Raw genomic sequence first — 23,314 nt, forward strand, 5'->3', positions numbered from 1 at the left:
CGAGATGAGAACTGGACTTCACCTGGTACGACAACTGGTCCTGGTCGCCGGGCTCACGGTGGCGGTGGCGGCACCGCTTGCCGGGGTCACCGCCGCCACCGCGCTGGCGGCGTGCCCCGACGGCGAGGACAACGACACCTACACCGGCAGTTGTGTGCCCTACCTGGTGCCGAACTCACCCGGCGGCAGTGGCAGCCTGTGCCCGGCCGGCGTCGGCGGCACGGAATGCGGGTCGGCCGAAGTCCAGGCGACTCCGACTGCGCCGGTCGCGCCGACGGGCCCTGAGCAGGAGCTCGAAGACGTCAGCACGCCGGACTTCTGATGGCCGGTTCCCGCGGGGACGTCCAGCTCGAAAACGATTGGTTCCGCGTGACCCGGTGGACGATCGACCCCGGTGGCGCGATACCGATGCACCGGCACGATCACGAGTACGTGGTTGTCCCACTGGTCACCGGCACGATGCATGTCGTCACTGCCGAGGGCACCGAGATCGTCGCGGAACTGGTTGCCGGCCAGAGCTATTCGCGCCCAGCGGGCTCCGAACACACCGTCGAGAATCGCGGCGACCACGACCCGATCGTCTTCGTCGAGGTGGAGCGGCTCTCCTAGGCGCCTGGCCCCTGTGACGCACATATCAGCGCTGCAGGGCTGTGACGAGCGGTTTTCCCCCGAATTGGGGGACGACGTAAGCCGGCCGCGTTCATAATCTCGTTGCCATGGCGCACAACGGAAACAACGACTGGTCCCAGCCCGCAGCTCTCGCCATCCCGAAGGAGGGCTACTTCGAACTGACTCGGGGGCGTTACGGCCCGGTCTTCCCCCGCACGCCCGCGTGCTACGGCTTCAACATCATCGCCAAGGTGAAGGAGGGCCGCGAGGACGCGATCCGGGCCTACGGCAAGCAGCTTGAGGCGGCCGTGGCCGCACAGCCCGATGTGCTGGCGCCGCTCAAGCTGCACTACCTGCGCTGGCAGCTGTTCGACGTCGGCTCCGGACTGCATTTCCAGTACCAGGGCATCTTCGACACCGACTTCGACAAGTACACCGAAGATGCCGTCAAACTGTTCAGCTCGACGGGCATCACCACAGCCTTCGTCAACCTGGAGGGCTTCCCGGAGGACTGGAAGACCAACCCGGAAGCGTTCATCATGTTCGTCCGCGAGCACCAGGTGCCCAGCTTCCTGGAGTACGGCGAGTACCCGTACGTGACGGCCGACGAGGTCAAAAAGGCGTTGCGGCTCAAGGCCGCATTCTCCGACATGCTGGACCAGATGCAATGAGCCAACTCGAATTCGACGATATCCAGCACATCATGCTGACCGGGACACCCCACTTGACCGGTCGGTACGAGTTCCTCTCCTTCGACACTCCCGAAGCTGGGCAGGCCTGGCTGTCCGAGATGGTTCCACTGGTGCAGTCGGCCACCGATGTGCGTGAGACGGTCAACGTCTTCAAGCGTTGGGTCAACCTGGCTTTCACCTGGAACGGGTTGCGCGCGCTGGGGCTGGACGAGGAGTCGCTGGCGAGTTTCCCCGCCGAGTTCCGTGAAGGCATGGCCTCGCGGGCCGACATCCTCGGGGATACCGGTGCGGCCGCCCCCGAGCACTGGTCGGGCGGGCTCGCCGGCGACGATCTGCACGCGATCGTCATCCTGTTCGCCCGGGACGAGGAGGAACGCGTGCGGTGCGTCGGTGAACACGACGCACTGCTGGCCCGCTGCGCCGGGGTGCGGTCGCTGTCGCATCTGGATCTGGCCGCCACCGCTCCGTTCGAGTACGACCACGATCACTTCGGGTACCGCGATCCGGTGTCTCAGCCGCAGATGAAGGGTTCGGGCGAGGCGTTGATACCCGGCGCGGGCGGGTACCTGGCACCGGGCGAGTTCCTCCTCGGCTATCCGGACGAGGAGGGCCTTGTCGCGAACCAGCCCACACCCGAGGTGCTTTCGCGCAACGGCAGCTACATGGCCTACCGCCGCCTGGAGGAACATGTCGGGGTCTTCCGCGACTACCTCAAGCAGAATGCCGAGGGCGCCGAGGGCGAGGAACTGCTGGCCGCCAAGTTCATGGGGCGCTGGCGCAGCGGTGCGCCGCTGGTGCTGGCCCCCGAACACGACGACCCGGAACTGGGTGCGGATCCGATGCGTAACAACGATTTCGACTACGGCGAGATGGATCCGCACGGATACGCCTGCCCGATCGGTGCCCACGCCCGCCGCCTCAACCCGCGCGATACGGAACCGAATCCGAATCGGCGCAGGCTGATCCGGCGCAGCGGCACCTACGGTCCGGCGCTGCCCGAAGGGATGGCCGACGACGGGATCGAACGCGGGGTCGGCATGTTTCTGATCTGCGCCAGCCTGGTGCGGCAGTTCGAGTTCGCCCAGAACGTCTGGATCAACGACACGGCGTTCAAGGATCTCGGAAACGAACACGATCCCATCTGCGGGACCCAGGACGGCACGCTGGACTTCAAGATCCCGAAGCGCCCAATCCGGAAAGTGCACAAGGGATTACCCGCGTTCACCACGCTGCGCGGTGGGGCGTACTTCTTCCTGCCCGGCCTGAACGCGCTGCGCTACCTCACCAACCTCCCAGCCCAAGAAACAAGGTGAAAGCATGACCACACCCCTGCCCTATGCCCGTACCTACAACCAGGCGCACATCGCCCGCCCGCGCACCGGCGGCCGCCGCGTCAGCATCTACTGGTCGTGGAGCTACCCGTGGGAAGTCCAGCGCGACCCCGCAGAGCTGTACAACCGGTTCTCCACGGTCACCGAGGTACGCCTGGCCACCTGGCCGGCCTACGAGAAGCCCGAGTACAGCCCCAAGGAGTTCCTGCAGGGCATCGACGGAACGCTGGAACTGTTCCACCGCTCGTCCTTGTCATTCCAGGACGTCGCCGGCGAGGCCACCGGGCATCCGGTGGCGGTGTTCCAGCGGGTCGATCAGGCCGGCTACCGGCTGCCGATCGATGAACGCATCCTGGACGACACCGACACCCTGATGATCTTCGGCCTGGACCACCTGCTCGGCGACGAGGCCGCCACCGAAGACGAGATCGCCGCGATCAAGCAGTGGCTGAAGCGCGAGGGCACCTGCCTGATGCTGGCACCGCATCACGACGTCGGCTTCACCGACGACAAAGAGCAGCAGCAGATGGAGTACTTGCACCACGGCGATCCCCTGACCCCGCGGATCCAGCGGTTCAGCGGCTACGCGCGGTCGCTGCTGACCGGGCTGAACATTCCGGTGCACAACACCTGGGGTCTGCGGCCGGCCACGGTCGAGGGCACCAAACAGATTGTGCCGCTGACCACTTTCCGCGATCTGGATTCCGCGGGGCTCCTGCGGGACGTCAGCACGCTGGCCTTGCATCCGCACCTGCCGCATTATGAGCTGACTGCGCCCGAGGGGCCGGATCTGCGCGTGTTGGGCCGGCAACCGATCGACATGACCCGGCCGCACCCGTTCACCATGGCGGGCAACACCGAGTTCAACGCACTGATCCACATGCCGCCGTCCGGTGACCGCGCCGGCGACATCGTGCTGGTCGACTCAACCCACTTCACGACCCTGTTCGGTGCCAGTGACAGCCTGAAGTCCTTCTGGCGCAACCTCGTCACGATGGCTTGATGGGGACCGGCATGAACGATCTGCTGCTGCAGGGTTCGAATATCGCCGTTGTCTTCTTTGTTGTCTCCAGCACTCTGGCCGTCGGTCTGAGCCTGACCGTCGGCCAGATTCTGGCCCCGCTCAAGAACGTTCGCCTGGTGGCTCTGTCCCTCGTGGCCAACTTCGTGTTGGCTCCGCTGGCCGCGTTCGGGCTGTGGAAGGCACTCGGCCTCGACGAGCCCCTGGGGATCGGGCTGCTGCTGGCCGGGCTGGCGGCCGGCGCACCGTTCCTGATCAAGCTCGCCGAGTTCGCGAAGGCCGACATGGCCTTCGCGGTGGGCCTGATGGTGCTGTTGATGGTCGTCACCGTGGGGTACGTGCCGCTGGTCTTGCCGATCTTCGTGGCGGGCACCGCGGTCAACCCGGCCCAGATCGCGGCATCCCTCGTAGTGCTGATGCTCATCCCGCTGGCCGCCGGCCTGCTGCTGCGGGCCCGTGGTCCGGGAGTGGCCGCGCGTATCCGGCCCGCGGTCGGGAAGGTGTCCACCATCAGCATGGTGCTGGTGATCGTGTTCACCATCGCTGCCCATTTCAACAGTGTGCTATCGGTTTTCGGCACATTCGCCATCCTGGCGGCCGTCGTGTACACGGTGATCTGCGCCGGGATCGGTTGGCTGCTGGGCGGTCGCGCGGCACGGGATGTCCTGGCGCTGGGGACCGCTCAGCGCAACGCCGCCGCGGCGTTCGTGGTGGCCGGACAGAACTTCGACGATCCGAAGGTGGTCGTGATGATCACCGTGGTGTTGATCGTCGAGTTCCTGATGTTGTTGCCGTTCTCGCGGCGGCTCGCGCGCTCTCGCTGAGCAGCCCGAGCCGGTCGGCCTCTGCCACCGCGGCTGCCCTGGACGAGACGCCGAGCTTGCGGTAGATCGATTTGGCCTGACTCTTCACGGTTTCGCGGCCCAGCGTCAGCTCACCGGCGATGCGCTGCAGGGACAGATGAGTGGCCAGGTGAGGCAGCAGCCGAAGCTCGGCCGTCGTCAGCGACGGCCGAGCGCCGCGGGCCGCGCGGGCTGCCGCCAAGGCCCGGATCCGTTCCAACCATTGCGCGATCCCGACCGCGTCGGGCTCACGCCGGTGGGCGCGTTCCGCCTCGCCGAGGTGACGCTCGCACAGTTCGGTGTCGTCGATCTCCACGGCCGCACCGGCGACCAGCACATGGGCCGTCAGCGCGGTGCGGGCGGACAGATCACCCAGCCGGTCCACGAGCCGCTCGGTCGCGCGGATGGCCGAGCGCGCTCCGGTGACGTCACCGCGGCGAGATCTGACCAGCGCGTCGACCGCGTAGACCACCACCATCGGGACCATGTCGGACAGGTCTGTCGAGTCGACGATCGAGCGCGCCGCGTTGGCGTGTGAGGCGGCGGCAGGCAGGTCGCCGTCGCGCAGGTCCAGTGCGGCAAGGTGGGCCAGCGCGGCGGCCTGGAATCCAGGTAGGTCCTCGATCACCGGAAGCGCCGATTCCAGGGTGGCCCGCGCCTGGGCGGGTTCGCCGAGCATCGACAAAGCGGCGCCCTTCATCGTGGTGGCCGCGCCCCACCACGGGTTGACCAGGTGATCGCCTGCGCCGCAAACCGTTTCGGCATGACGGATCACTTCCCCGACTCCCCCGACACCCAGCAGCGAACCGATCAGTGCCGCGGCCACCTCGACCGAGGGCGTGCCGTCGGCGAGCGGTTCACCGGTATCGGCGGCGCTCGCGGTCAGCAACGACCGCTGGATCAACTCGGCGTCACCGGTCATCACGCCCAGCCAGGCCCGCGCGATCGCGGCGTCGGGATACTCGGTGAAGGTCTGTTCATCGATCAGGCTGAGCCGCCGGGCCAGGATCCCGACCCGGCCGTCGAAACCCAACCGCACCGCGTCGATGCCCACCAGTGCCGCCGCCTGAGCGCGATCGTCGGCGGCCAATGCCTGGGCCAGCGCGCCGTCGACGTCGCCGGCCTGAGCCAGCCGGTCTGCCGCCCTCGCCGCCAACTCCCGGAACCGGTCCGGATCGCGGTCGCGCAGCCGCGCCCGCAGCAGATCACCGAACAGCTGGTGGTAGCGGTACCAGATGCCTTGCGAATCAAGGGAAACCAGAAACATATTGCCCGAACCGGTGATCGCGTCGAGCATCGCGGCCGAATCGGTGCGCCCCAGGAGCGCATCGAGCTCGTCGGCGCAGAAGCGGTCCAGGACGGCTGATTCCGTCAGGAACGTGGCGGTGTCGGGTTGGAGCTGGCTGAGCACTTCCTCCACCAGATAGTCGGCCACAAGCCGATGCCGGCCGGTGACCGCTTCAACGGGAGCGCCATCGCGCAACGCCAGGGCCGCCATGACCACACCGGCCGCCCAGCCTTCGCATTTGTCGAGCACCCGCGCGATCGTGGCCTTGTCGGTGCCACCACCGATGGCCGCGAACGCCTCCGCGCCTTCGGGTCCGGACAACTGCAACTCCGGAATTCCGATCTCGGCCACCTGCCCCTGAAGCCGGCGCCGCGCCAGGTCGAGCGCCGGCAGGTGCCGGCCGACGAGCGCCAGCGTCGTCGAATCCGGGGCGAGGTCCACCACCGCGCGCAGGGTGTCGAGGGCAGCGGGGGCCGACAATTCATGAATGTCGTCGAGCACCAGCACAACCGGGCCACAGTCCTCCAGGGCCCGGACGAAGGCCGACACCAGCTGGGATTCCGCCCGGCCCGCGCCCTGCAGGTAACGCAGCACCGCCGGGTCGATGGGTTCGACCTGGTTCAGCGCCGTCGCCAGGTGCAGCAACAGGTGCGCGGGGTCGTTGTCGAGGTTGTCCAGCCGCACCCATGCGAACGGGCGTTCATCGGCGTCGTCCCACTGCGCCACCACGGTGGTCTTCCCGTATCCGGCGGGCGCCGCCACCACGGCCAGGCCGGTGCGATTCCGCAGCAAACGGGTCACGCCCGGGCGGGGAACACCGGCGCGCGCGGTTGCCGGTCGCCCGACGGTCGCCACCGGAATGTGCGACGCCCAGGGTCCTGCTACCACCTACGCATCCTAGGTCAGGTGCCTCAAGGCGCTGCGCCGTCAGAAATGCCAGCGGGTGGTCTTGACGCGTTGCTGGAACGCTTCGAGTGCCGCCAGGTCCTTCTTCATCAACGGCTTGTTCACCTTCTCGGTGAAGAAGTCGATCAGCGGCCCGGCGAAGAACGCGGTCATCACGGTTCCGATGCCGACCTGCCCGTGGAATACCAGCGCCAATGCCACGAACGCGAGATCCTGGGCCACGCGCACCACCCGGTACGGGAGGCGGGTGTGGTCGACGATGATCGGCGCGATGGCGTCGTAAGGGGCGTTGCCCAGCGCGGCGGTCATGTACATCGACGCGCCGGCGGCGAACAACGTGATCCCGATCAGGAACATCACGGTCTGCACCAACCGGGTCGGCTCGCTGGGCACCAACGGGCTCAGCAGCGCCGAGAACCACTGGACGAAGTACCCGGTCATAACCATGTTGATCACCGAGCCGATCCCGATGTACATCCGGCCGAGGAAGAAGACCGGGATCAACAGCACCGCGTTGCTGATCAGCTGGTAGGTACCGAGATCCAGGCCGATCGTGTTGCTGATGCCGATGTTGGCCGCGGTGTAGGGGTCCACGCCCACCTGCGCGACGCGCAACACGGCCGATCCGAAACCGAGGATGGCCACACCCACCAGAGCCCAGAACGACCGCCGCCAGTAATGCAGGTTCTGACCAGCCACAATCCACGACTATGGCAGAACGGGGCGGTTTTTCACGCTCGACGCGTCAGGACAGCTTCGTCAAGGTGAACGAGAAGCGTTCGCTGCGCTCGGCCGGGCCACAGTCGCTGGCCTCCCAGCTCGCGTATCCGCTGCCGGCCAGTGTCGCGTCGTCCCAGGAGAGCGTGCGTGAGGCGGTCAGCGGGGTGCCCTCACAGGTCCCCGCGTCGGGCCACGGGCTCACCATCGTCCAGCGCCCGGCCTCCAGGTGGGCCTGCCCGCCATAGGGCGCCCACGTCGCGCCGCCGGTCGCTGCCACGTCGGCGCAGCCCTGGCCGCAGGACGTGATGGTCCAGGTGCTCCACGTCGACGGACCGTCGTGGTCGTAGCGATAGGTGCCGCTGAGTTCTTCGGCCAGAGCCGGACTCGCAAAACCGACGGCCGTTGCGGCAATAACCATCGCCGGAACGATGCCCATGACAAGTCTCACGATCGCACTCCCTGAAGTCGCCCCGACCCGGTCCCATAAATTGACGGGCAGAGCATCTCACACGAACATGCCTCGGGCACAGCAGGATTGACCTTGAGGTGGCTGTCTCGCGGCGCCCGGGTTAGCTGGCCGCAGGCCGGGCAGTTAGCGGGATTCGACCTCGGTCTCGACCAAGCCGGCGCTGCGGGCATTGACGACGACATGTTCCCAGCTGGTCGCCACGGCCGCGATCACCGTGATCGCGGTGGCGAAGCCGGCGAGTGAGGCCAGCACGGTCGCCCACTGCCCGTCGGTGGCCAGGCCGAGCAGGATCGCGAGGAATGCCCCGGCCAGTACCAGTGCGGCGGCCGGCGCACTGCGCCACCATGCCCGGCGCGAAGATTCGATCGGCGTCGTCATATGACCCACTGTCCCGTCGCTAGCTGAGGAGAGCTGAAGCGTTCGTTATGGGAACGCTCTGAACTGTGCGCATCGCTGGCAAAACCGCTCAATCCCTACTCGCGCACCCCACCCGGCTATCGTGGTCCAACATGGCCAACTTGGATCGTCGAAAAATGATGATGTTGTCAGGTCTGGGCGTGATGGCGGCGGCTCTGCCCGCCCCGCAGGCCCAGGCGCTCCCGACCAAGCCCCAGGCACCACGCGTCCCGGCACCCGCAGCGCCGCAGGCGGCGGTTAACTACGTGTTCGCGGACGAATTCGACGGGCCGGCGGGTTCGTCGCCGAACACCTCGAAGTGGACCATCGCCAAGGCCCGCGAGACCTTCAAGGAACCCACCTACTGGGAGCAGCCCGGCCGCATCGGGCAGTACCGCGACGACCGCAAGAACGCATTCCTCGACGGCAAGGGGAATCTCGTCATCCGGGCCACCAAGGAAGGCGACACGTATTACGGCGCCAAGCTGGCCAGCGTGTGGGAGGGCGGTGCCGGCCACACCTGGGAGGCCCGGATCAAGTTCAACTGCCTGACCCCGGGCGCCTGGCCGGCCTTCTGGCTGGGCACGCTGGGCGAGGGCGAACTCGACATCGTCGAGTGGTACGGCAACGGCAAGTGGCCGTCGGCCACCACCGTGCACGCCAAGTCGAACGGCGGCGAGTGGGAAACCCACAACATCGCCGTCGACACCGCCTGGCACACGTGGCGTACCCAGTGGGATGCCAACGGCGCCCGGTTCTGGCAGGACTACACCGAAGGTGCCAAGCCCTACTTCGAGGTCTCGGCCAGCCAGCTGCCTGACTGGCCGTTCAACCAGCCCGGTTACACGATGTTCGTGGTGCTGAATCTCGCGGTCGCAGGATCGGGCGGCGAAGACCCCAGCGGCGGGACGTACCCGGCCGACATGCTCGTGGACTACGTGCGCGTCTGGTAGACACGGTAGCGCACGACTACTTCGTGGTGATGGTCTCGGCGAACGTGCCGTCACCCTTGTTCAGCCAGCTGATGGTGCCGTGCTGGAATTCGGTGATCCAACCACCGTTGGCGACATCCGGACCGCCGGCCGTCTCGTCCTCGTCTTCGGTGGGGAAGCCCAGCTTGCCCGCCGCGCCGCCGTTGGCGGTGTACACCCGAAGGATCTCGCCCTGCACCACGTGGGTGCCGGCCGATGGCGACGAGAAGATGGTGCCGTTTGCGAACGCCTGCACGGTGCCGTCGCCGACCTTCTCCGGTTGCGCGGTCGGTAGACCGAGTTTGGCTTCACCGCCGGCGTCGGCGTACTCCTCGGCGATGGGGGGATCGAGTACCACCTCGCCGACACCCGGTGCGTTGACCGTGCTGGGCGCACCTTCGATGGCGGACGAGACCGCACTCGAGGCGGAGCTGGCCCCCTCCTTGGCCTTGCTCGTGCCGGCGTCATAGGCCGACGACGCGGCACTCGTCGCACTGGACAAGGCGTCTCTGGTGTCGTCTTTTGATTCCTCTGAGCATGCAATGGCCGCCGCCCCCGTGATGGCGAAAGCTGCAGCCAGCGCACCTGCGCGTTTCATCAGCTTTTGATCCATTTTTCGAACGTAACACCGGTGTCCACGCCTCATCAGCAAATGACGGGATCCTGGGAAAACGCCCGCCGCGGCTATCGTGAGGTAACGGCGAACGGAGGGCAGATGAGCTCGGGGACCCAACTCGACCGCACCGGTGCTGCGACCAGTGTGAGCGAACACGCGGACCGCTTCACGATCGACGTCGACGGCAGGACGGTCGGGCTCGCCGATTTCCACGACCGTGACGGGCGCCGGATCTTTCCGCACACCGAGGTCGAGCCGCAGTACCGCGGCCGCGGGCTGGCGACGATCCTCATCGCCGAAGCCTTGCGTTCCACCCGCGCTGCGGGGCTGCGTATCGTGCCGACGTGCTGGATGGTGGCCGAGTACATCGACAAACATCCGGAGTATGCCGACATCACCGACCGGTGAGCGTGCTGTTCTTTCAGCGCCGCGCGGACCGTGAGTCGGCGGCGACCAGCGTGAGGATGGCGTCGGTCAGCCGGTCCAGGTAGTTGTCGTCGGCGTCGATCTGCATGACCGACTGACGCCAGTAGAGCGCTCCCCCGATCATGTCCAGTGCGACGTCGATATCCGCGTCATCGGCGATCTGGCCACGGCGGCGGGCCCGCTCGAAAAGTTGAGCGGCCTTGAGCCGGCGGGGTTCTCGGATCTGGCCGGCGATGGTGGCGGCGTATTCGGGATCACGCGCGGCCTCGGCGAGCAGGTCCGGGATGATGGTGCGGGCCAGCCGGTGGGTGAGCGCCTCGCGTCCGTTCTGTAGGTACGCCCGGATGTCCCCTCGAAGCGTGCCGGTGTCGGGGACGTCGATCGCCGCGACGGCCACCTTGGTCACCAGGTCGACGGCCAGGTCCTGCTTCGATTTCCAGCGGCGGTAGATGGCGGCCTTGCCGACGCCGGCGCGTTTGGCCACGGCGTCGACGGACAGCCTGCCGTAGCCGACGGCGGCCAGCTCCTCGAAGAACGCGGACTCGATCGCGGCGGTCACGTCGTCGAGGAGGACGGGACCGCCGGAGGTCCGGCGCGGGGAGGAGGCCACGGGCCGATTCTACGAGACGGAACGGTTGCGTTCCGTTTAAACGCGGCCTAACCTAATCGAGACGATGCAGTTCCGTTTCGTTAAGGAGAAGCCATGAAGTTCCTGTTCGACGACGAGTCGTTCTCGTTCGAAACGCTCCGCGCAGCCGGTTACGCCAACGCCGGTGGCGCCGATCTGGGCGAGATCCTGGTGACTGCTCGAGCCATCCCCGGGGGCGATGAGGCCGCCTGGCATCGCGAATGGAAGGCCACCGCGCAGCGGGTCGAGGCCCTCGGCCGTCAATCGCTGGCCGCCGGTCACACGGTCAGCGCCCGCGAGGCGCTGCTGCGGGCCTCCAATTACTACCGGACCGCCGAGTTCTACCTCCGCGAGAACCCCGCCCACGACCCCGAGGCCAAGGAACTGTTCGACCGCTCACGCGAGACGTTCCTGGAATCAATGGCGATGTTCGACTTCGGTTTCGAGCGCATCGCCATCCCCTATCAGGACACCGCGCTGCCCGGATACCTCTATCTGGCCGACGACTCCGGAGTCCCCGGCCCCACCGTCATCTTCAACGGCGGATACGACTCCACCCTCGAAGAGTCCTACGTCGCCCTCGCCGCCGGCGCTCTGCTGCGCGGGTACAACGTGCTGGCGTTCGATGGGCCCGGCCAAGGCGCCACGTTGCGTGAGCAGGGCCTGACGTTCCGGTCCGACTGGGAGGCCGTGCTGGCACCAGTGGTGGATTTCGCCCTCGGCCGCCCCGAGATCGCGCCCGCCGCGATCGCCGTGTTCGGTTACAGCCTGGGCGGTTACCTGGTGGCCCGGGCCGCCGCCTTCGAGAAGCGCCTGGCCGCGGTGATCCTCAACGACGGTGTCTACGACTTCTACGCGGCGCTGGCCAACATGATGCCGCCGTTCCTTTCCAAATGGGTCGACGAGGGCAATGACGAGGCCGCGGAGGCGGTGCTGGGTCTGCTGATGGCGGTGAACACCCAGACCCGCTGGGCGGTGCGAAATGGGCTGTGGGCGTTGGGAGTCGACTCGCCCGCCGGGCTGGCCCGCGCGTTCAAGGCCTACACGATCGCCGACGTGGCCGATCAGATCACCACCCCGGTGCTGGTGCTCGATGCCGAGAACGACCAGTTCTTCAAGGGCGAGCCGGTGCGGGCAGCCGAGGCGATGGTCAACGCGAAGACCACGCTGGTGACGCTCTATGAGGCTGACGGTGCGGGCGAGCACTGCCACATGGGTGCCGCGTCCCGGGCGAACCAGGTCATGTTCGATTGGCTCGACGAGCAGTTGGGCACTCAGGCTTGAGGGGTCACAAGATATTTCTCGCCGGTGGCCTTCTGCAGATAACTGTTGAACGCCTCGGGCTGCAGCATGCCGGCCAGTGACACCTCTTGGGTGTAGGCGCTCGCGAACGTCGTGGTGAGTTCGGCGGCGACGCGGGCGCGCAACCGGGCGATGGTCTCCGGTCCGGCACTGGCGAGGAACGGGGTGAGCAACCAACCCCCGACACCCCAGGCCATCCCGAAGTTTCGGGTCAGCACGGTGGGGCCGGTGTCGAGGCTGCCGTAGATGTACACCTGCTTGTGCACGCTCGACCCGTAGCGCGAGTACTGCGCACCGGTCGCGTTGGCGGCTCGCTCCATGCCGTTGAGGATCTGGCTGGCCAGCGTGCCACCGCCGGTGGCGTCGAACGCCAGCGTCGCCGACGTCGCCTTGAGGGCCTCGACGAGATCGGCCTCGAACGACGGCGACGTCGAGTTGCAGACATGGACCGCGCCGAGGCCGCGCAGGATCTCCTCCTGCTCGGTCTTGCGGACGATGTTGACCAACGGCACACCGTCGGCCTGGCAGGCCTTGACGAGCATCTGGCCGAGGTTCGATGCCGCGGCGGTGTGCACCAGGGCCGAATGTCCTTCGCGGCGCATGGTTTCCAACATGCCCAGGGCCGTGAGCGGATTGACGAACGACGATGCGCCGTCCTTCGCGGTGGCCCCCTCGGGCAGCACCAGGCACGCCTCGGCCTTGACCACCCGGTACTGCGCATACATCGCGCCACCGGCAATTCCGACTGTCTTGCCGAGCAGTGCTTGTGCCTGCGCCGACTCCCCCGCCGCCACCACGGTGCCCGCGCCTTCGTTGCCCACCGGAAGCGAGATGCCGACGCGTGCCGCCAGACCACCCAGCGCGCCGTCGCGCAGCGGTGCGGTGACGACGGGGCGGTCCGCAGTGCCCGACACCGTCGCGTCCGACATGTCGGCGGCGCTGGGGATCAGCAGACCCAGATCCGACGGATTGATCGGCGAGGCTTCGACCCGGACCGCGACTTCGTCTTGCGCCGGGGTGGGCACCGCAACCTCATGCAGCGACAACTCCAGCGTGCCGTCCTCGGTCACCAGCGACCGCAGTTCCAGAGCTGTGTTGGGTAGCGCCTCAGTCATGTCTGAACACTACGTCGCTACACCGAGCATTTGCCCCCGGTGAACAGATCGCACGTGGTCTGCAGGCCGTTGAGCACCCCGGCCGGGATCGCGGAAATGAAGTCGGTCGCGCTGATGGCGTGCAGCGACGTGAGGTCGGTGGCTTTCTGTGTGCCGATCAGCACCGCCACGGCATCTCCCTTTTCGGTGGTGATCGTGAAGGTGTCGTCGCCGTCGCCGTACTGCCCGGCGCAGTCGGTTTGGCATGTCCCGGTCGCTGGATCGATTTTCTCGTCGAACATGTCGTTGATCCACCCGGCGGACAGCTCACGGACGGCCGGCGGGTTCTGCGGCTGCGGGAATCCGGCGATCAGATACGCGGTGGCCTGAATCAACGGATTGCCACCCTGCATCGGGTCCATGTGCACGCCGCCGTCGAGCACGACACCGGTGAACTGCCCCGGCCTGGCCTGCGTCAGCTGGTCGTTGACATCACTGAACACGTTGAGGAAATTCAGTGGTGCGCCAATCTCGTAGATCGGGATGTAGTCGTTCGGATCGTCGTCACCGGGGTCGACGGTGCCGTTCGTCTCCAACTCGTCGAGCCGCTCCATCGCGTCGGGGATGATCGAACCCATCGGTACCGCGTCGTAAATCACCACGCCGGCAAGCTCATTGGGTGCGTCCAGACCCTGTTCGCGTCGACGCGTCAAGCCCTCGGCGTAGTACCCGGCCACCCCGGGGGCGAACCCACCACCCAGGGAGTGCCCGACGAGCACGAATTGTGTTGGCACATCGAGGTTATCGGTGCGGCCGGCCTTCAGCTCGGCGGTGTCCATGCTGGCGTTGAGGGCCGTGCGGTCCGGATCGAGGAACAACTGAGCGACTGCCTCGTGCAGGTTGTCGCCGCCGAGCCACATGCCGTCGGCCTCGAACGGGTTCGACGTGAACGTCGTGGTGACGACGACGCTGTTGGTGGTGTGCGCCAGATAGGACGCGGTGTAGCTGTAGAGCGGCCCGTTCGCCAGGAAGCCGTGCTGCAGGTAGATCATCCGAGTGGGCGGCTCACCGTTCTCGGATGTCGAGAAATACCAGTTGGATTCGACCTCATGGCCTTCGGAGATCACCAGCGTCGATGTGCTCACCTCGACGGAATCGCGCAATTCCGGCGGCACCACCGGATCACCGCCGACGGCTCGCTCCAAGGTGGCGAGGGTGTCGAACACCGCGCCGGTGATGACCGACAGCGGCTTGGGGTAGTTCTGCGGCTCGGGGTTGAGCGCCAACGCGCCGAGGCCGCGGATGACGTCGTGGATCGCCTCGACCGGGTCGTTCGGCTGGGCCGGTGGGTCGGCCTGGTCCGGGGCGACCGTGTCCAGGGCGGCGCGCCCCCGTGGGGTGGCCAACGCCGATCGAATGCTTATCGGCGGCCGGACCCGGACTTCAACGGGGCTCGGCGCCTTGTCGGCGACGCTGCTGGTGTCGTCGGCGACATCAGGGCCGGCCTCGTCGATGTCGCGCACCGCCGTCCGGACGTCGCGGACGGAATCACGAAATGCCGTGCGCACCTTCGTCCGAACTGAGTCCGCGAGCTGGTCTGATCGGACTGCTCGAGCGCGAGGTTTGGTCTCGGCTGCCGTGCCGCCGGTGCCGGCAACCTCGGCTTTCGGGCGTTGCGTCGCCGTGCGCACTTTCCGGTGCTGCGAAGGTTTGGCGGCGTCGTTCTGGGTGGCCGACGGCTTCGCATCCTGCCTCGAGGCGCCGCCCTCGTCGGCATTGGCGGTTCCCGCCCCGGCCAGCACTGCTGCCGACATGCCCGCCGTGAAAAGCCCAGCACCCACCCACGCTGCTACCCGCGCCATTGTTCTCCCCCGTTACATCGAACTCGATGTTTGTCACGCTAGCGGGGAACGGTGTTCCTTCGGACCGGAATCCGCGAGATCTCGGGTGCGGTGGCGGCTAGCCGAGTTCGAGCGTTTGACGCGACAACCGGAAGAACTGCCCGGAATCGGAGTCCGTGCAGGTGACACCGGAAGGTTGGGACTCGCACTTGATTGAGCCGGCGGATCGCGCCTGGCCGTACGGCAATGTCGGTACTCCCGGCTCGAAGATGGTGTCACCGTGGCAGTGCACGACGGGTGCCCCGCCCCGCTTCAGGCTGATGCGGTCGCCCCAGTTCAGGTGGCAGTCCGCCGGCTTGGGCGGCGGGGCGTAGTGGTGTTCGCGGATCTCGCACACGACGCCGTTGGTGGCGTCGGTGCCGTCGGCACCGGTCGACAGCAGACACCATATGTTTCCGGACGGGGTGACGAATTTGGTGCCCGCCGGGCCGGCATGCGCAGTGCCGGGGAGCGCGAGGCCGACCGACGCCACGGCGACGAACGCGACGAGACGAGGCCGGACTCGCCGAGTTCTCAACGGATTCTCTCCCCGCTCCGCCATGGATGCAGTATCTCCTTCGGCTCCCGATATTGCTCCGCTTTGCTCCGGTCAGGGGCTCCCGATCGCCGGCACGGTATCGGGTGGGCCTTTCGGTCGCTGATAGCCGGGACAGGTGACCTCGATCTTCACCTGTCGCCACCCGGTCCCCCGCTCGTCGGCGGGCATTTGGCCACTGATCGTGTACACGTCGTCGACCTTGGTCGCGGTCATCTCCCGCGAATCCTTGGTAAAACCGTTGGCCTCAGGTATTCGGAAGCCGGCAGCCGTGACCACCAGCCGGTTGGTCGTCGCCAGCATCACCCGCACGCTTCGCCTGTGGTCCGTCGCCGACGGCGACGCGTAGATCAGCAAATTGCCGTCGGGAAACCTGGTGCAGGTAACGTGCGCCGCCAGCGTGTGCACGTCGCCGTCCAACACGATCTTCACGTCGGACAGCCCGCCACCGGGCGCACAAGCCGCCACGAACGCGGTCGCCGCCGCGACGCCGACGAGGGCACGCATCTGTGCAGTATGGACCGACTGTGGTCCCTACGCCACGGCCCGACCTTCGTGCACGCGCGCGAATCTAGAGCTTGCCGGCCGCGAAATCGGCTGCCTGCGCGACTTTTCCGGACTGCACATACGACACGTGGGCACCCATGTCCCAGCCGCCTTCCCAGCAGATGGGGTCGCCCTCGTTGCACTGGGTGATCGTGTTGGCGGCGTACCGCGGCGCCAGCACCGGCAGCACCTGCCCGGCGGCCAGCAGACCCGAGAAACTGGTCTGCGGGGTACCGAACAGTGCGCTCGCCGCGACATGATCAGCGACCTGCGGGGCGGCCTCGTTGGTGGCCTTTTCGATGACCGCCGCGCCCTGCGAGTAGCCGCCGAGCACCATTTTCGTGTTCGGACAGCTGGCGGCGATGGACTCGATGAGGGATCGCGCCGAGTCGGTGCCGGCCGGTGTGCTGACGTTGAAGTCGTTGGTGGCCGGGTAATCGACCGCCACCGCGTCGACGGTCCGCGGCGCCACCCGAGCCCGCAAGTCGTCGACGAACGGACCGCCGACACTGCCCAGGCCAGGCGGCTCATTGGTGCCGCGGGCGAACACCACCGTGACATCGGAACACGGTGCGGCCGCGGCCTGCGGAGGCGTCATCGTCGGGACGGCCGCGGCCACTGCGGCGAACGCCAAGATCAAAGCGGGCTTGCTCGTCATACCGATCGATCGTAGGTCCGCCGCGGGCCGTTCCCCCGATCGGTGGACACGCGATTCACCCGATTCATAGCCTGACCAGCGGACAGACTCGGCGGCTCCCAGACGAGATGGTGTTTTCAACACACCAACACCCACCGAGGGGGAACCACATGACCACCAACAAGACCACCAACCGCATCGGCTTCGCCCGCCGCTTCGCACTCATCGCCGCAGCAGCGGCCGTGCCGGCAATCGGACTCGCCATCGCGCCGACCGCCGGCGCGCAGGTCGCCGAGTTCGGCCCGTGCGGAAACGTGCACGACAACGTCGACCTCTGGAAGGACGTCAAATACGCCACGCCCAAGCACAAGGACGGCGCCATCGACGTGGTGTTTCCCGGCGGGGACAAGTCCCGCGGCTACGCGGTCCGGCAAGGGCACCACCCCGCTCAGCTGACCGACCTGCTGGTGATCCCTACGGCACGCGAGACCGGCATCGAATGCGACAACTTGCTGGATGCCACCGCTCCCCGCTACTTCAAGGACGCCTTCGAGCAGGCCAGCATTCTGCCGCCGGGTAACCAGGGTCAGGCCCCGGACTGGGCGCTGGGCATCAACTCCGCCGACAACCGCGGCCAGGATCAGCTGCACATCCACGTGACCCTGCTCGACCCGACTGCCCGCGCCGACATCGACCAGGCCGTCAAGAACCACAAGGTCACCAAGGATGAGAAGGCCTGGAAGACCTCGGTGATCGGGGTGCGTGGCCACACCCAGGCCGGCCCGATCGAGAAGAGCCCCCACGGCTACCGAGCCTGGAACACCGACAACATCGACCAGAACTTCTTCGCCGCGTTGAACACCCAGATCGTCGCGCCAATCAAGAAGCAGGACCCCAGCTTCGGGATGGGCAACGAGACCCTGCTGATCACCAAGAACCACCAGGGCCCGGGGTTCATCGTGCTGGCCAGTGACGAGAAGTCCGGCATCACACCCTCCGGCGTCAACAACATCGAGCGGTTGCTCGACAAAGGCTGAGCCTGCCTGCAAGCCCAACGGCCACCCGTGCTCGGGTGGCCGTTGGCGTGCGTGGGTGCGGAGGTCAGCGGGCTATCGTCAGCAACAGAGATGCCTCGTTGTAGGGAAACGCGTTGTAGAGCAGCCGGGAGCCAGGTGTGACGAGTGGCGCGGCCTCGGCCTTGCTCACCACCCGTGGTTTCGTGAGTGCGACAACCCGTCCCCGCTTGCGCAGCAGCGTCGGTCCGCCGGCCAGCACGTTCTTCAACCAGTCCGTCTGCGGGCCGTAGCCGATAAGGATGGCGTAGCCGTCGCGGGTCTCGAACACCAGAAGGGGCGTTCGATAGCGCTTTCCCGACTTCCGGCCCACATGCTCGAGCGTTCCGAGGCTCGGCAGCCACGGTGTGATCGCACGGGCCAGCGGATTGGTGACTCGCTTGTTGAACTGTGCGATTCGTCGAGGGACGCGCATTTGTCGGAGTGTAGGTGCTGATCGACGCCGGTGCCCCCAGTCGGACTCGAACCGACACTTGGCGGATTTTAAGTCGGACACCGCAGCCTCAGTAGAGTTGCTGTAACGCTCGCCGAAAACACTTCAGCGGATCCAATACCCTAGTCACACCGCGTGAGAACGGCTCACCAGCCCGCTACAGATAAGCATTGATCGTTGCTGCAGGTGACCCGTTTGCGACCGCGCTGCTGTTACACTGCTGTCAGGACTGCCTCGCTACGTCAGAGTTGCAGCCATTGACTTAACGCTGGCATGCGCGAAATAGGCCTTGTTCTCGGGCGACGTATCTGCGTTGCTTATTGAGCCCACTGGCGGCGCAACAGGAAGGCGACCCGCCAATTGGACTATTGCATCGTTCGCGAAGAGTCGAATCAACGTCTCTCCATTGAAGGCAAGCTCAGGCGATAAACCGTCGGAGCCCCGCCATTGATTTTCCACTACCATCGCGGTGGTTACACGAGATAGCAGATCAATGTCCCCTATACTCAATAAGTTTTCGCCGAATTCATGAAAGTTATTGTCCGGACTCAAGACCGCTATCACGAAGACAATGGAATTGAAGTCAAGGCCTGAATCTAGCACCGCCGTTAAGTCATTCGTAAGGCAGTCACGATAGTAGGCGTTAAGATCTCCAAGAGCATCGACTTTTGCCTCATTCGGTATGCGCGCATCTCGAAGGATGCGGAACGCAAGCGCAAGAACGTCCTCCTGAGAAAGTTCGGCTCTTAGATCGATCACGTCGATCATCTTGCTTTGCAAGGCTTTGACGGCCTCTTCCTCGACCCAGCGCCACAGCACCCGCTGGGCAGAATCGAAGGAAGGCGCCTCTTCTGGACGCGCGTTCAACCGCTCGAATAGAAATCGCACTAAATTCAAGTCGGCACCGAGAGGGTCGTCTGATCGTCGCCTTTCACTCTTCTCATACGCCAACGCCGCACGCTGATTATCAGGACCATCAAGGATGTCGCGGTAATGCTTTACGTCCACACTCTCGCCGTCGCCAAACATTATGTTATTCAACGCAGACTCGATAAGCTGGTCTTCGACGTCGTCTTCAGCGATGCCAAAGAGGAAGTACCGCTGAAAATATGTATCATCTGCTAAGGCAAGCTTATGTTCCTTAGGGTACAGCATTGTCGAACGTATACCTTTAAACAAGCCGCCCAGAATATGCTTGACCAGTGCCGCATCGTCATCGCCGTTCACCAGCGGACGGATGCGCTCAATCCACTGTTCGTCGGTGATTTCAGTTTCTTTGAAGTAGTCCGTTATGTCCTTACCGGATTGGAGTGCGTTCTTCCAAGTTGGAATCCGGTCGTAAATGTTGTGGTAGAAAACGCGTAAAAAGCTAAGTGCAACAAAGTCGGCGACGTCGACTTCCCTGAAATTCAACATGCCGCCAAACGCAAGAAGCTGTTCTTTGAATCGGATTTGAGCCCTGGGAGTGACGAGCGCAGGTCCAAGCACTGCGATATATTCGGATAACCGTTCGGCCTGCACCGGGTCGAGCCGAATATCTAGACGCTCTATTAATTCCACGATCGTCCTAGAAAGAAGACGCCGCTGGATAATGCCAGCTATCGGTGGCACCTCAAACGGGTACTGAACGATCTTTTCCATGAACGCTGTAGAACGCGTAGCCAATCCCTTTGACTTCAACAGACTTTCAACGGTGGACTGGTCGTACGCAATTAGGTAGTGCACATTTGGGAATCTGCCAAGCAAACGCACAACCTTCAACAGCGACAATAGCTCTTCCGCATCGAGGCGGTCAATATCGTCGGCAATTATGAGGACTCTTGACCCAAGAGTTTCCAACACATTCGACACTTCCTTAAACTGTTTGTGCCACGGCGGATTGGTAATCTCCAAAGCTTTCTCGGCCGCGCCTCCCAGTCCGGCCCCTGCCTGGGGAACAGCTTTGAGTAACTGAGCACACACGCCAGCATATTTCCTAAAGGCTTTTCTAGCGTTTCTAGACCTTTCGTCGTCTCCTTCGAGAAGTGAGTCGACGGCGGCAAGAAATTCGGATTGCAGTCCAGCAACCGTATCTGAAGCCCACGGCGAGAAGATCGCGATTTTCCAATCATTGCCTAACCGGTCCCGGACGAAATTGATTAGCGAAGTCTTGCCACTCCCCCATGGGCCGACCAGACCGAACACGGTGCTCTTCTGGCCAGGTACACAAGCATCGATGCGCTCTGCAACCATGCCCGCAAATGGTTTCCGGTCTAGGCCATCTTCTTCGTCCGACTCGATTGCATCGTCCGTCCAAAGCGGCTCGGCTGGTGGGTCGGCGATGTCCGAGTCAACGGGAGCGCTTTCCTTCTCGCTTGACCGCCAGAAACGCCAATCAGCCATTCATGCCTCCTCTATGCAGACGCCGGAGCCACTCTATGCGTTGCACCGATACTGGGTGTCGGGGCGCGCGGATAGCCTCCGTGTATGGCTGTCGACGAAAGCTGACCTCAATCAGTGGCAGGCTGCTCTCGGATGAGAAGGTTCCCGAGCTCAATGTGCGCATGGCGAACCTGGAGCAGGACGTCCGACATCTCACGCAGACTGTCGAAGACACTCGTGTATGAGTGGTCCCAACGAATAGGCTAGCCAGTCTTGCGTTTTAGCCCGACGACGTTGGCAGGCTCCACCGTTCCGCGCCCACCTTCGGAGCTACCTGCTCATCCTCGTTGATGTAGTCCGCGTAGGTCGTGAGCGTCAGCACGAACGTACTGTGCCCCAGCCACTTTGACACCTGCATGTAGTGCTCACCAGCGCTCAGGTTCATGGTGGCGAAGGTATGCCGCAGATCGTGGAAGCGGACAGCTCCGAGACCGCAATCGCGGCAGTCCCAACTGATCCGTCCACCGCTGGACTCCAACAAACTCGACTCGGAGGCTAGCGAGTACGGTTGGGGACCGGGGCTTGTCCGTCCCGGTTTTGACAACGCCCCACCGTCCGAGGGCGGCATGTACAAGGGCCTTTCTCCCAAATGCTCTCCGCAGATTGGCATCAACCGCCAGTAGACCGGTCTGCGCGCGGGTCCCAACACCCGCTTTCGCGGCCACGCTGAACTGTCAGGGTCAAGCCAACCCGGCCCCTGGCGCTTCGGTGTGTTCAAGGCCAGAGCCGGGGGCTAGGCGCGGCCGAGGCAGCAAATGGTCGTGCGTTTTGTCGCACGGTTGTGCGATCCTGTACGGCTGCCCACTAGAAGGGAGCCACACATGCTGTGACGGTACGAGAAAGGCACGAACGTGGACGGCGAGGATCAGGAACACGTGGAGCAGGTACGAGACTGGGTTGGTCGGCTGGAGGCGTTCGCTTCAGCGCTGGACGACATCGAAGGCGACAGCGCCACCGACTTCGCGATCAATGCACTTGAGGCACTGCAGGCCCTGGTGATGCCGCACATCGTAGCGACTAAGTCACCGGCAATGTTGGTGGCGCTGGAAGCCGTAGCGGCCTCAACGCAGGCGACCACTGATGTGATCTTGGATTGGGCGGACACGCCCGACGTGCGGGACCGCTACACACGCGACACGGCACAAACACACTTAAAGGCCGCGCTGGAAGATGTGTTGTCCGGTAGCAAGCGCTGGCTTTCCGACCGTGCGCCCGCACCGGAGGAAATTCGGCAGCGAATTGCTGAAGCTGGCAAGCGGATGCAAGAGGCCGTGGAACTGCTTGGCGAGCGCAACGCCGAACACGACCGTCAGGACGCCGAGGCGGAGGCAGACCCCTACGGCGCGATTCTGATTCACCTCGACCCCAGCCGATCTGATGCCCCGATCATTGAGAAGGTGTGTTCGTTGACTGCAGAGGACGACAAGCGTTACCGCGATGCGTACGAACGGCTTCGGAAGATGCTGGACAGTGAACTGCTGGAGCACATCTCCGACGAGAGCGACCGGTTCATGGATCAGCTGGTAGCCATCCTTGAAGACCTAAGGGACAACAAGATCGGCATCTTCAACGAGGATGCGTGGGACGAACGCAGGCGCAAAGTGCGCTCGGCGCTGATCAGCTTCACCAGTGCCCTACAGAGTCACGAAGATCAAACCGTCCGCGCTGTTCGCGACACCTTCGCCCGCAAAACGCCGCAGGAACAGGCCGTGTTGGCTCTGTTCACTGACTTGAAAACGACGTCGTTTGAGTACCGCTGGCTGCTCAAGATGCGCGATGCCCTGCTGCACGGCGACATCAACGCGTTCAAGTACGACTTCGAGGCACGTCTGCACGGCGAGAACGCCGTCAACGTATACATGGATCGCAGCTACATGTTCGACTTCACCAAAGAGGAACGGGGAAAGCCCTGGCTGAAGCGAAACGAACTCGAAGTCATGACGTCTGACCCGAGTGTTCTGGACATGATCCAGAAGCTCCAACCGCTGATGGGTCCGTTGCAGGAGAAGCTGGACCGGATTCTGTACCCCGACGCAGGCGAAGACGCCGCGACAGTACGGGAGTTCCTGGCCCGATACCCTGACGGTGCGCAGGGACAACGTGCGCTGCAAAACGGTCCAGGTCCCACCCGCCGGAACATGTCCTCCAGCATGACCCCGCTTGCGCCCCGTGTGCTCACCTTCGCGACCAGCTTCCAGGGCTGGGAAGACTAGCCGGACCGCTGTCACGCCGCTGTCAGGGACCCGTCTGTGGTCGGTTCGAGGCGCCGTCTGGATCGCTGATAAATGGGCTCTACGTGGGACGTTGTATGTCAAGCTTCCGTGCCCCCAGTCGGACTCGAACCGACACTTGGCGGATTTTAAGTCCGCTGCCTCTGCCAATTGGGCTATGGGGGCCGTCGCAGGAGAGCATATTTCAGGACGGTTCGCCCTCATCAGACCGCCCCGAGTACCCGAA

24 protein-coding genes, 1 tRNA gene and 1 pseudogene are annotated in these 23,314 nt (G+C 64.8%); 11 read left to right on the forward strand and 15 right to left on the reverse strand.

The genetic code is table 11. From position 1 onward, the window contains the following. Positions 1-4: 4 nt before the first annotated feature. The 6 genes from BN2156_RS26380 (at position 5) to BN2156_RS26405 (ending at position 4,477) form a co-directional block, all read left to right on the forward strand. Positions 5-322 carry a hypothetical protein gene (locus tag BN2156_RS26380; protein WP_090517931.1) on the forward strand — a complete coding sequence of 106 codons (318 nt, stop codon included), beginning with the start codon at positions 5-7 and terminating at the stop codon, positions 320-322. Further along, complete coding sequence (locus BN2156_RS26385; protein WP_090517932.1) at positions 322-609, forward strand: cupin domain-containing protein; 288 nt, start codon at positions 322-324, stop codon at positions 607-609. The genes BN2156_RS26380 and BN2156_RS26385 overlap by 1 nt, the downstream gene beginning before the upstream one ends. Before the next feature lie 107 nt (positions 610-716). Continuing rightward, positions 717-1,280 carry a hypothetical protein gene (locus tag BN2156_RS26390; protein ID WP_064896624.1) on the forward strand — a complete coding sequence of 188 codons (564 nt, stop codon included), beginning with the start codon at positions 717-719 and terminating at the stop codon, positions 1,278-1,280. Then, positions 1,277-2,614 carry a Dyp-type peroxidase gene (locus BN2156_RS26395; RefSeq protein WP_090517933.1) on the forward strand — a complete coding sequence of 446 codons (1,338 nt, stop codon included), beginning with the start codon at positions 1,277-1,279 and terminating at the stop codon, positions 2,612-2,614. The genes BN2156_RS26390 and BN2156_RS26395 overlap by 4 nt, the downstream gene beginning before the upstream one ends. A 4-nt stretch (positions 2,615-2,618) precedes the next feature. After that, positions 2,619-3,635, forward strand: a complete 1,017-nt coding sequence (locus tag BN2156_RS26400) for a hypothetical protein (protein ID WP_090517934.1) — start codon at positions 2,619-2,621, stop codon at positions 3,633-3,635. Continuing rightward, positions 3,635-4,477, forward strand: coding sequence for a bile acid:sodium symporter family protein (locus BN2156_RS26405; protein ID WP_235625507.1), 843 nt, complete (start codon positions 3,635-3,637; stop codon positions 4,475-4,477). The genes BN2156_RS26400 and BN2156_RS26405 overlap by 1 nt, the downstream gene beginning before the upstream one ends. Here the strand turns inward: BN2156_RS26405 and BN2156_RS26410 are convergent. From BN2156_RS26410 to BN2156_RS26425, 4 genes are all read right to left on the reverse strand, one after another. Then, on the reverse strand, positions 4,407-6,671 hold the full coding sequence (locus BN2156_RS26410) for a winged helix-turn-helix domain-containing protein (RefSeq protein WP_090517935.1): 2,265 nt from the start codon (positions 6,669-6,671) through the stop codon (positions 4,407-4,409). The two genes, BN2156_RS26405 and BN2156_RS26410, sit on opposite strands and share 71 nt — an antisense overlap. A 39-nt stretch (positions 6,672-6,710) precedes the next feature. Further along, on the reverse strand, positions 6,711-7,388 hold the full coding sequence (locus BN2156_RS26415; protein ID WP_235625508.1) for a YczE/YyaS/YitT family protein: 678 nt from the start codon (positions 7,386-7,388) through the stop codon (positions 6,711-6,713). Positions 7,389-7,434: 46 nt separating this feature from the next. Beyond that, positions 7,435-7,857 carry a hypothetical protein gene (locus BN2156_RS26420; RefSeq protein WP_131725207.1) on the reverse strand — a complete coding sequence of 141 codons (423 nt, stop codon included), beginning with the start codon at positions 7,855-7,857 and terminating at the stop codon, positions 7,435-7,437. Positions 7,858-8,001: 144 nt separating this feature from the next. After that, positions 8,002-8,256 carry a hypothetical protein gene (locus BN2156_RS26425; RefSeq protein ID WP_090517937.1) on the reverse strand — a complete coding sequence of 85 codons (255 nt, stop codon included), beginning with the start codon at positions 8,254-8,256 and terminating at the stop codon, positions 8,002-8,004. A 131-nt stretch (positions 8,257-8,387) separates the two neighbouring features. Between BN2156_RS26425 and BN2156_RS26430 the strand changes: the two genes are divergently transcribed. After that, positions 8,388-9,227 (forward strand): glycoside hydrolase family 16 protein, encoded by an 840-nt coding sequence (locus BN2156_RS26430; protein WP_090517938.1) that lies wholly within the window; start codon positions 8,388-8,390, stop codon positions 9,225-9,227. Between the two features lie 16 nt (positions 9,228-9,243). On the opposite strand, the gene BN2156_RS26435 is transcribed toward BN2156_RS26430, so the two are convergent. Next, positions 9,244-9,858: an LGFP repeat-containing protein gene (locus BN2156_RS26435; RefSeq protein WP_162839258.1), complete on the reverse strand. Its 615-nt coding sequence runs from the start codon at positions 9,856-9,858 to the stop codon at positions 9,244-9,246. Between the two features lie 102 nt (positions 9,859-9,960). Here BN2156_RS26435 and BN2156_RS26440 point away from each other — a divergent pair, with 102 nt between their 5' ends. Further along, the gene (locus BN2156_RS26440) at positions 9,961-10,269 is read left to right on the forward strand and encodes a GNAT family N-acetyltransferase (RefSeq protein WP_090517939.1); all 309 of its coding nucleotides are present in this window, start codon (positions 9,961-9,963) and stop codon (positions 10,267-10,269) included. 13 nt (positions 10,270-10,282) lie between these two features. Here the strand turns inward: BN2156_RS26440 and BN2156_RS26445 are convergent, their stop codons facing one another. After that, positions 10,283-10,897 (reverse strand): TetR/AcrR family transcriptional regulator, encoded by a 615-nt coding sequence (locus BN2156_RS26445; RefSeq protein ID WP_090517940.1) that lies wholly within the window; start codon positions 10,895-10,897, stop codon positions 10,283-10,285. A 93-nt stretch (positions 10,898-10,990) separates the two neighbouring features. Between BN2156_RS26445 and BN2156_RS26450 the strand changes: the two genes are divergently transcribed. Further along, on the forward strand, positions 10,991-12,199 hold the full coding sequence (locus BN2156_RS26450) for an alpha/beta hydrolase family protein (RefSeq protein ID WP_090517941.1): 1,209 nt from the start codon (positions 10,991-10,993) through the stop codon (positions 12,197-12,199). Here BN2156_RS26450 and BN2156_RS26455 read toward each other — a convergent pair. From BN2156_RS26455 to BN2156_RS26475, 5 genes are all read right to left on the reverse strand, one after another. After that, positions 12,190-13,332, reverse strand: coding sequence for a zinc-binding dehydrogenase (locus tag BN2156_RS26455; RefSeq protein WP_090517942.1), 1,143 nt, complete (start codon positions 13,330-13,332; stop codon positions 12,190-12,192). The genes BN2156_RS26450 and BN2156_RS26455 overlap by 10 nt on opposite strands. A gap of 17 nt (positions 13,333-13,349) precedes the next feature. Next, on the reverse strand, positions 13,350-15,152 hold the full coding sequence (locus tag BN2156_RS26460; RefSeq protein WP_131725208.1) for a hypothetical protein: 1,803 nt from the start codon (positions 15,150-15,152) through the stop codon (positions 13,350-13,352). A gap of 118 nt (positions 15,153-15,270) precedes the next feature. Beyond that, positions 15,271-15,753 carry a DUF6636 domain-containing protein gene (locus BN2156_RS26465; protein WP_131725209.1) on the reverse strand — a complete coding sequence of 161 codons (483 nt, stop codon included), beginning with the start codon at positions 15,751-15,753 and terminating at the stop codon, positions 15,271-15,273. A 48-nt stretch (positions 15,754-15,801) separates the two neighbouring features. Continuing rightward, positions 15,802-16,254, reverse strand: coding sequence for a lipoprotein LpqH (locus BN2156_RS26470; RefSeq protein WP_090517945.1), 453 nt, complete (start codon positions 16,252-16,254; stop codon positions 15,802-15,804). 64 nt (positions 16,255-16,318) lie between these two features. Next, entirely contained in the window at positions 16,319-16,951 is a 633-nt protein-coding gene (locus BN2156_RS26475; RefSeq protein WP_090517946.1) for a cutinase family protein, read from the reverse strand. 149 nt (positions 16,952-17,100) lie between these two features. Here BN2156_RS26475 and BN2156_RS26480 point away from each other — a divergent pair, with 149 nt between their 5' ends. After that, positions 17,101-17,967 carry a CDP-diacylglycerol diphosphatase gene (locus BN2156_RS26480; RefSeq protein WP_159402869.1) on the forward strand — a complete coding sequence of 289 codons (867 nt, stop codon included), beginning with the start codon at positions 17,101-17,103 and terminating at the stop codon, positions 17,965-17,967. A 64-nt stretch (positions 17,968-18,031) separates the two neighbouring features. Here BN2156_RS26480 and BN2156_RS26485 read toward each other — a convergent pair whose 3' ends face one another. The 3 genes and pseudogenes from BN2156_RS26485 to BN2156_RS26495 form a co-directional block, all read right to left on the reverse strand. Then, a complete protein-coding gene (locus BN2156_RS26485) occupies positions 18,032-18,418 on the reverse strand; it encodes a nitroreductase family deazaflavin-dependent oxidoreductase (protein ID WP_090517948.1) in 387 nt (128 codons plus the stop codon). 255 nt (positions 18,419-18,673) lie between these two features. Next, a complete protein-coding gene (locus BN2156_RS26490; RefSeq protein WP_090517949.1) occupies positions 18,674-20,818 on the reverse strand; it encodes a P-loop NTPase fold protein in 2,145 nt (714 codons plus the stop codon). 242 nt (positions 20,819-21,060) lie between these two features. Further along, positions 21,061-21,302 (reverse strand): annotated as a pseudogene (locus tag BN2156_RS26495) (tyrosine-type recombinase/integrase); the annotation flags it as partial. A 406-nt stretch (positions 21,303-21,708) separates the two neighbouring features. On the opposite strand from BN2156_RS26495, the gene BN2156_RS26500 reads away from it, so the two are divergent. Then, positions 21,709-23,070, forward strand: a complete 1,362-nt coding sequence (locus BN2156_RS26500) for a hypothetical protein (protein ID WP_090517950.1) — start codon at positions 21,709-21,711, stop codon at positions 23,068-23,070. Between the two features lie 109 nt (positions 23,071-23,179). Here the strand turns inward: BN2156_RS26500 and BN2156_RS26505 are convergent. Then, positions 23,180-23,253, reverse strand: a tRNA-Leu gene (locus BN2156_RS26505). Positions 23,254-23,314: the final 61 nt, after the last annotated feature.

Source organism: Mycolicibacterium neworleansense, assembly GCF_001245615.1.
GTDB classification, from domain to species: Bacteria; Actinomycetota; Actinomycetes; order Mycobacteriales; family Mycobacteriaceae; genus Mycobacterium; species Mycobacterium neworleansense.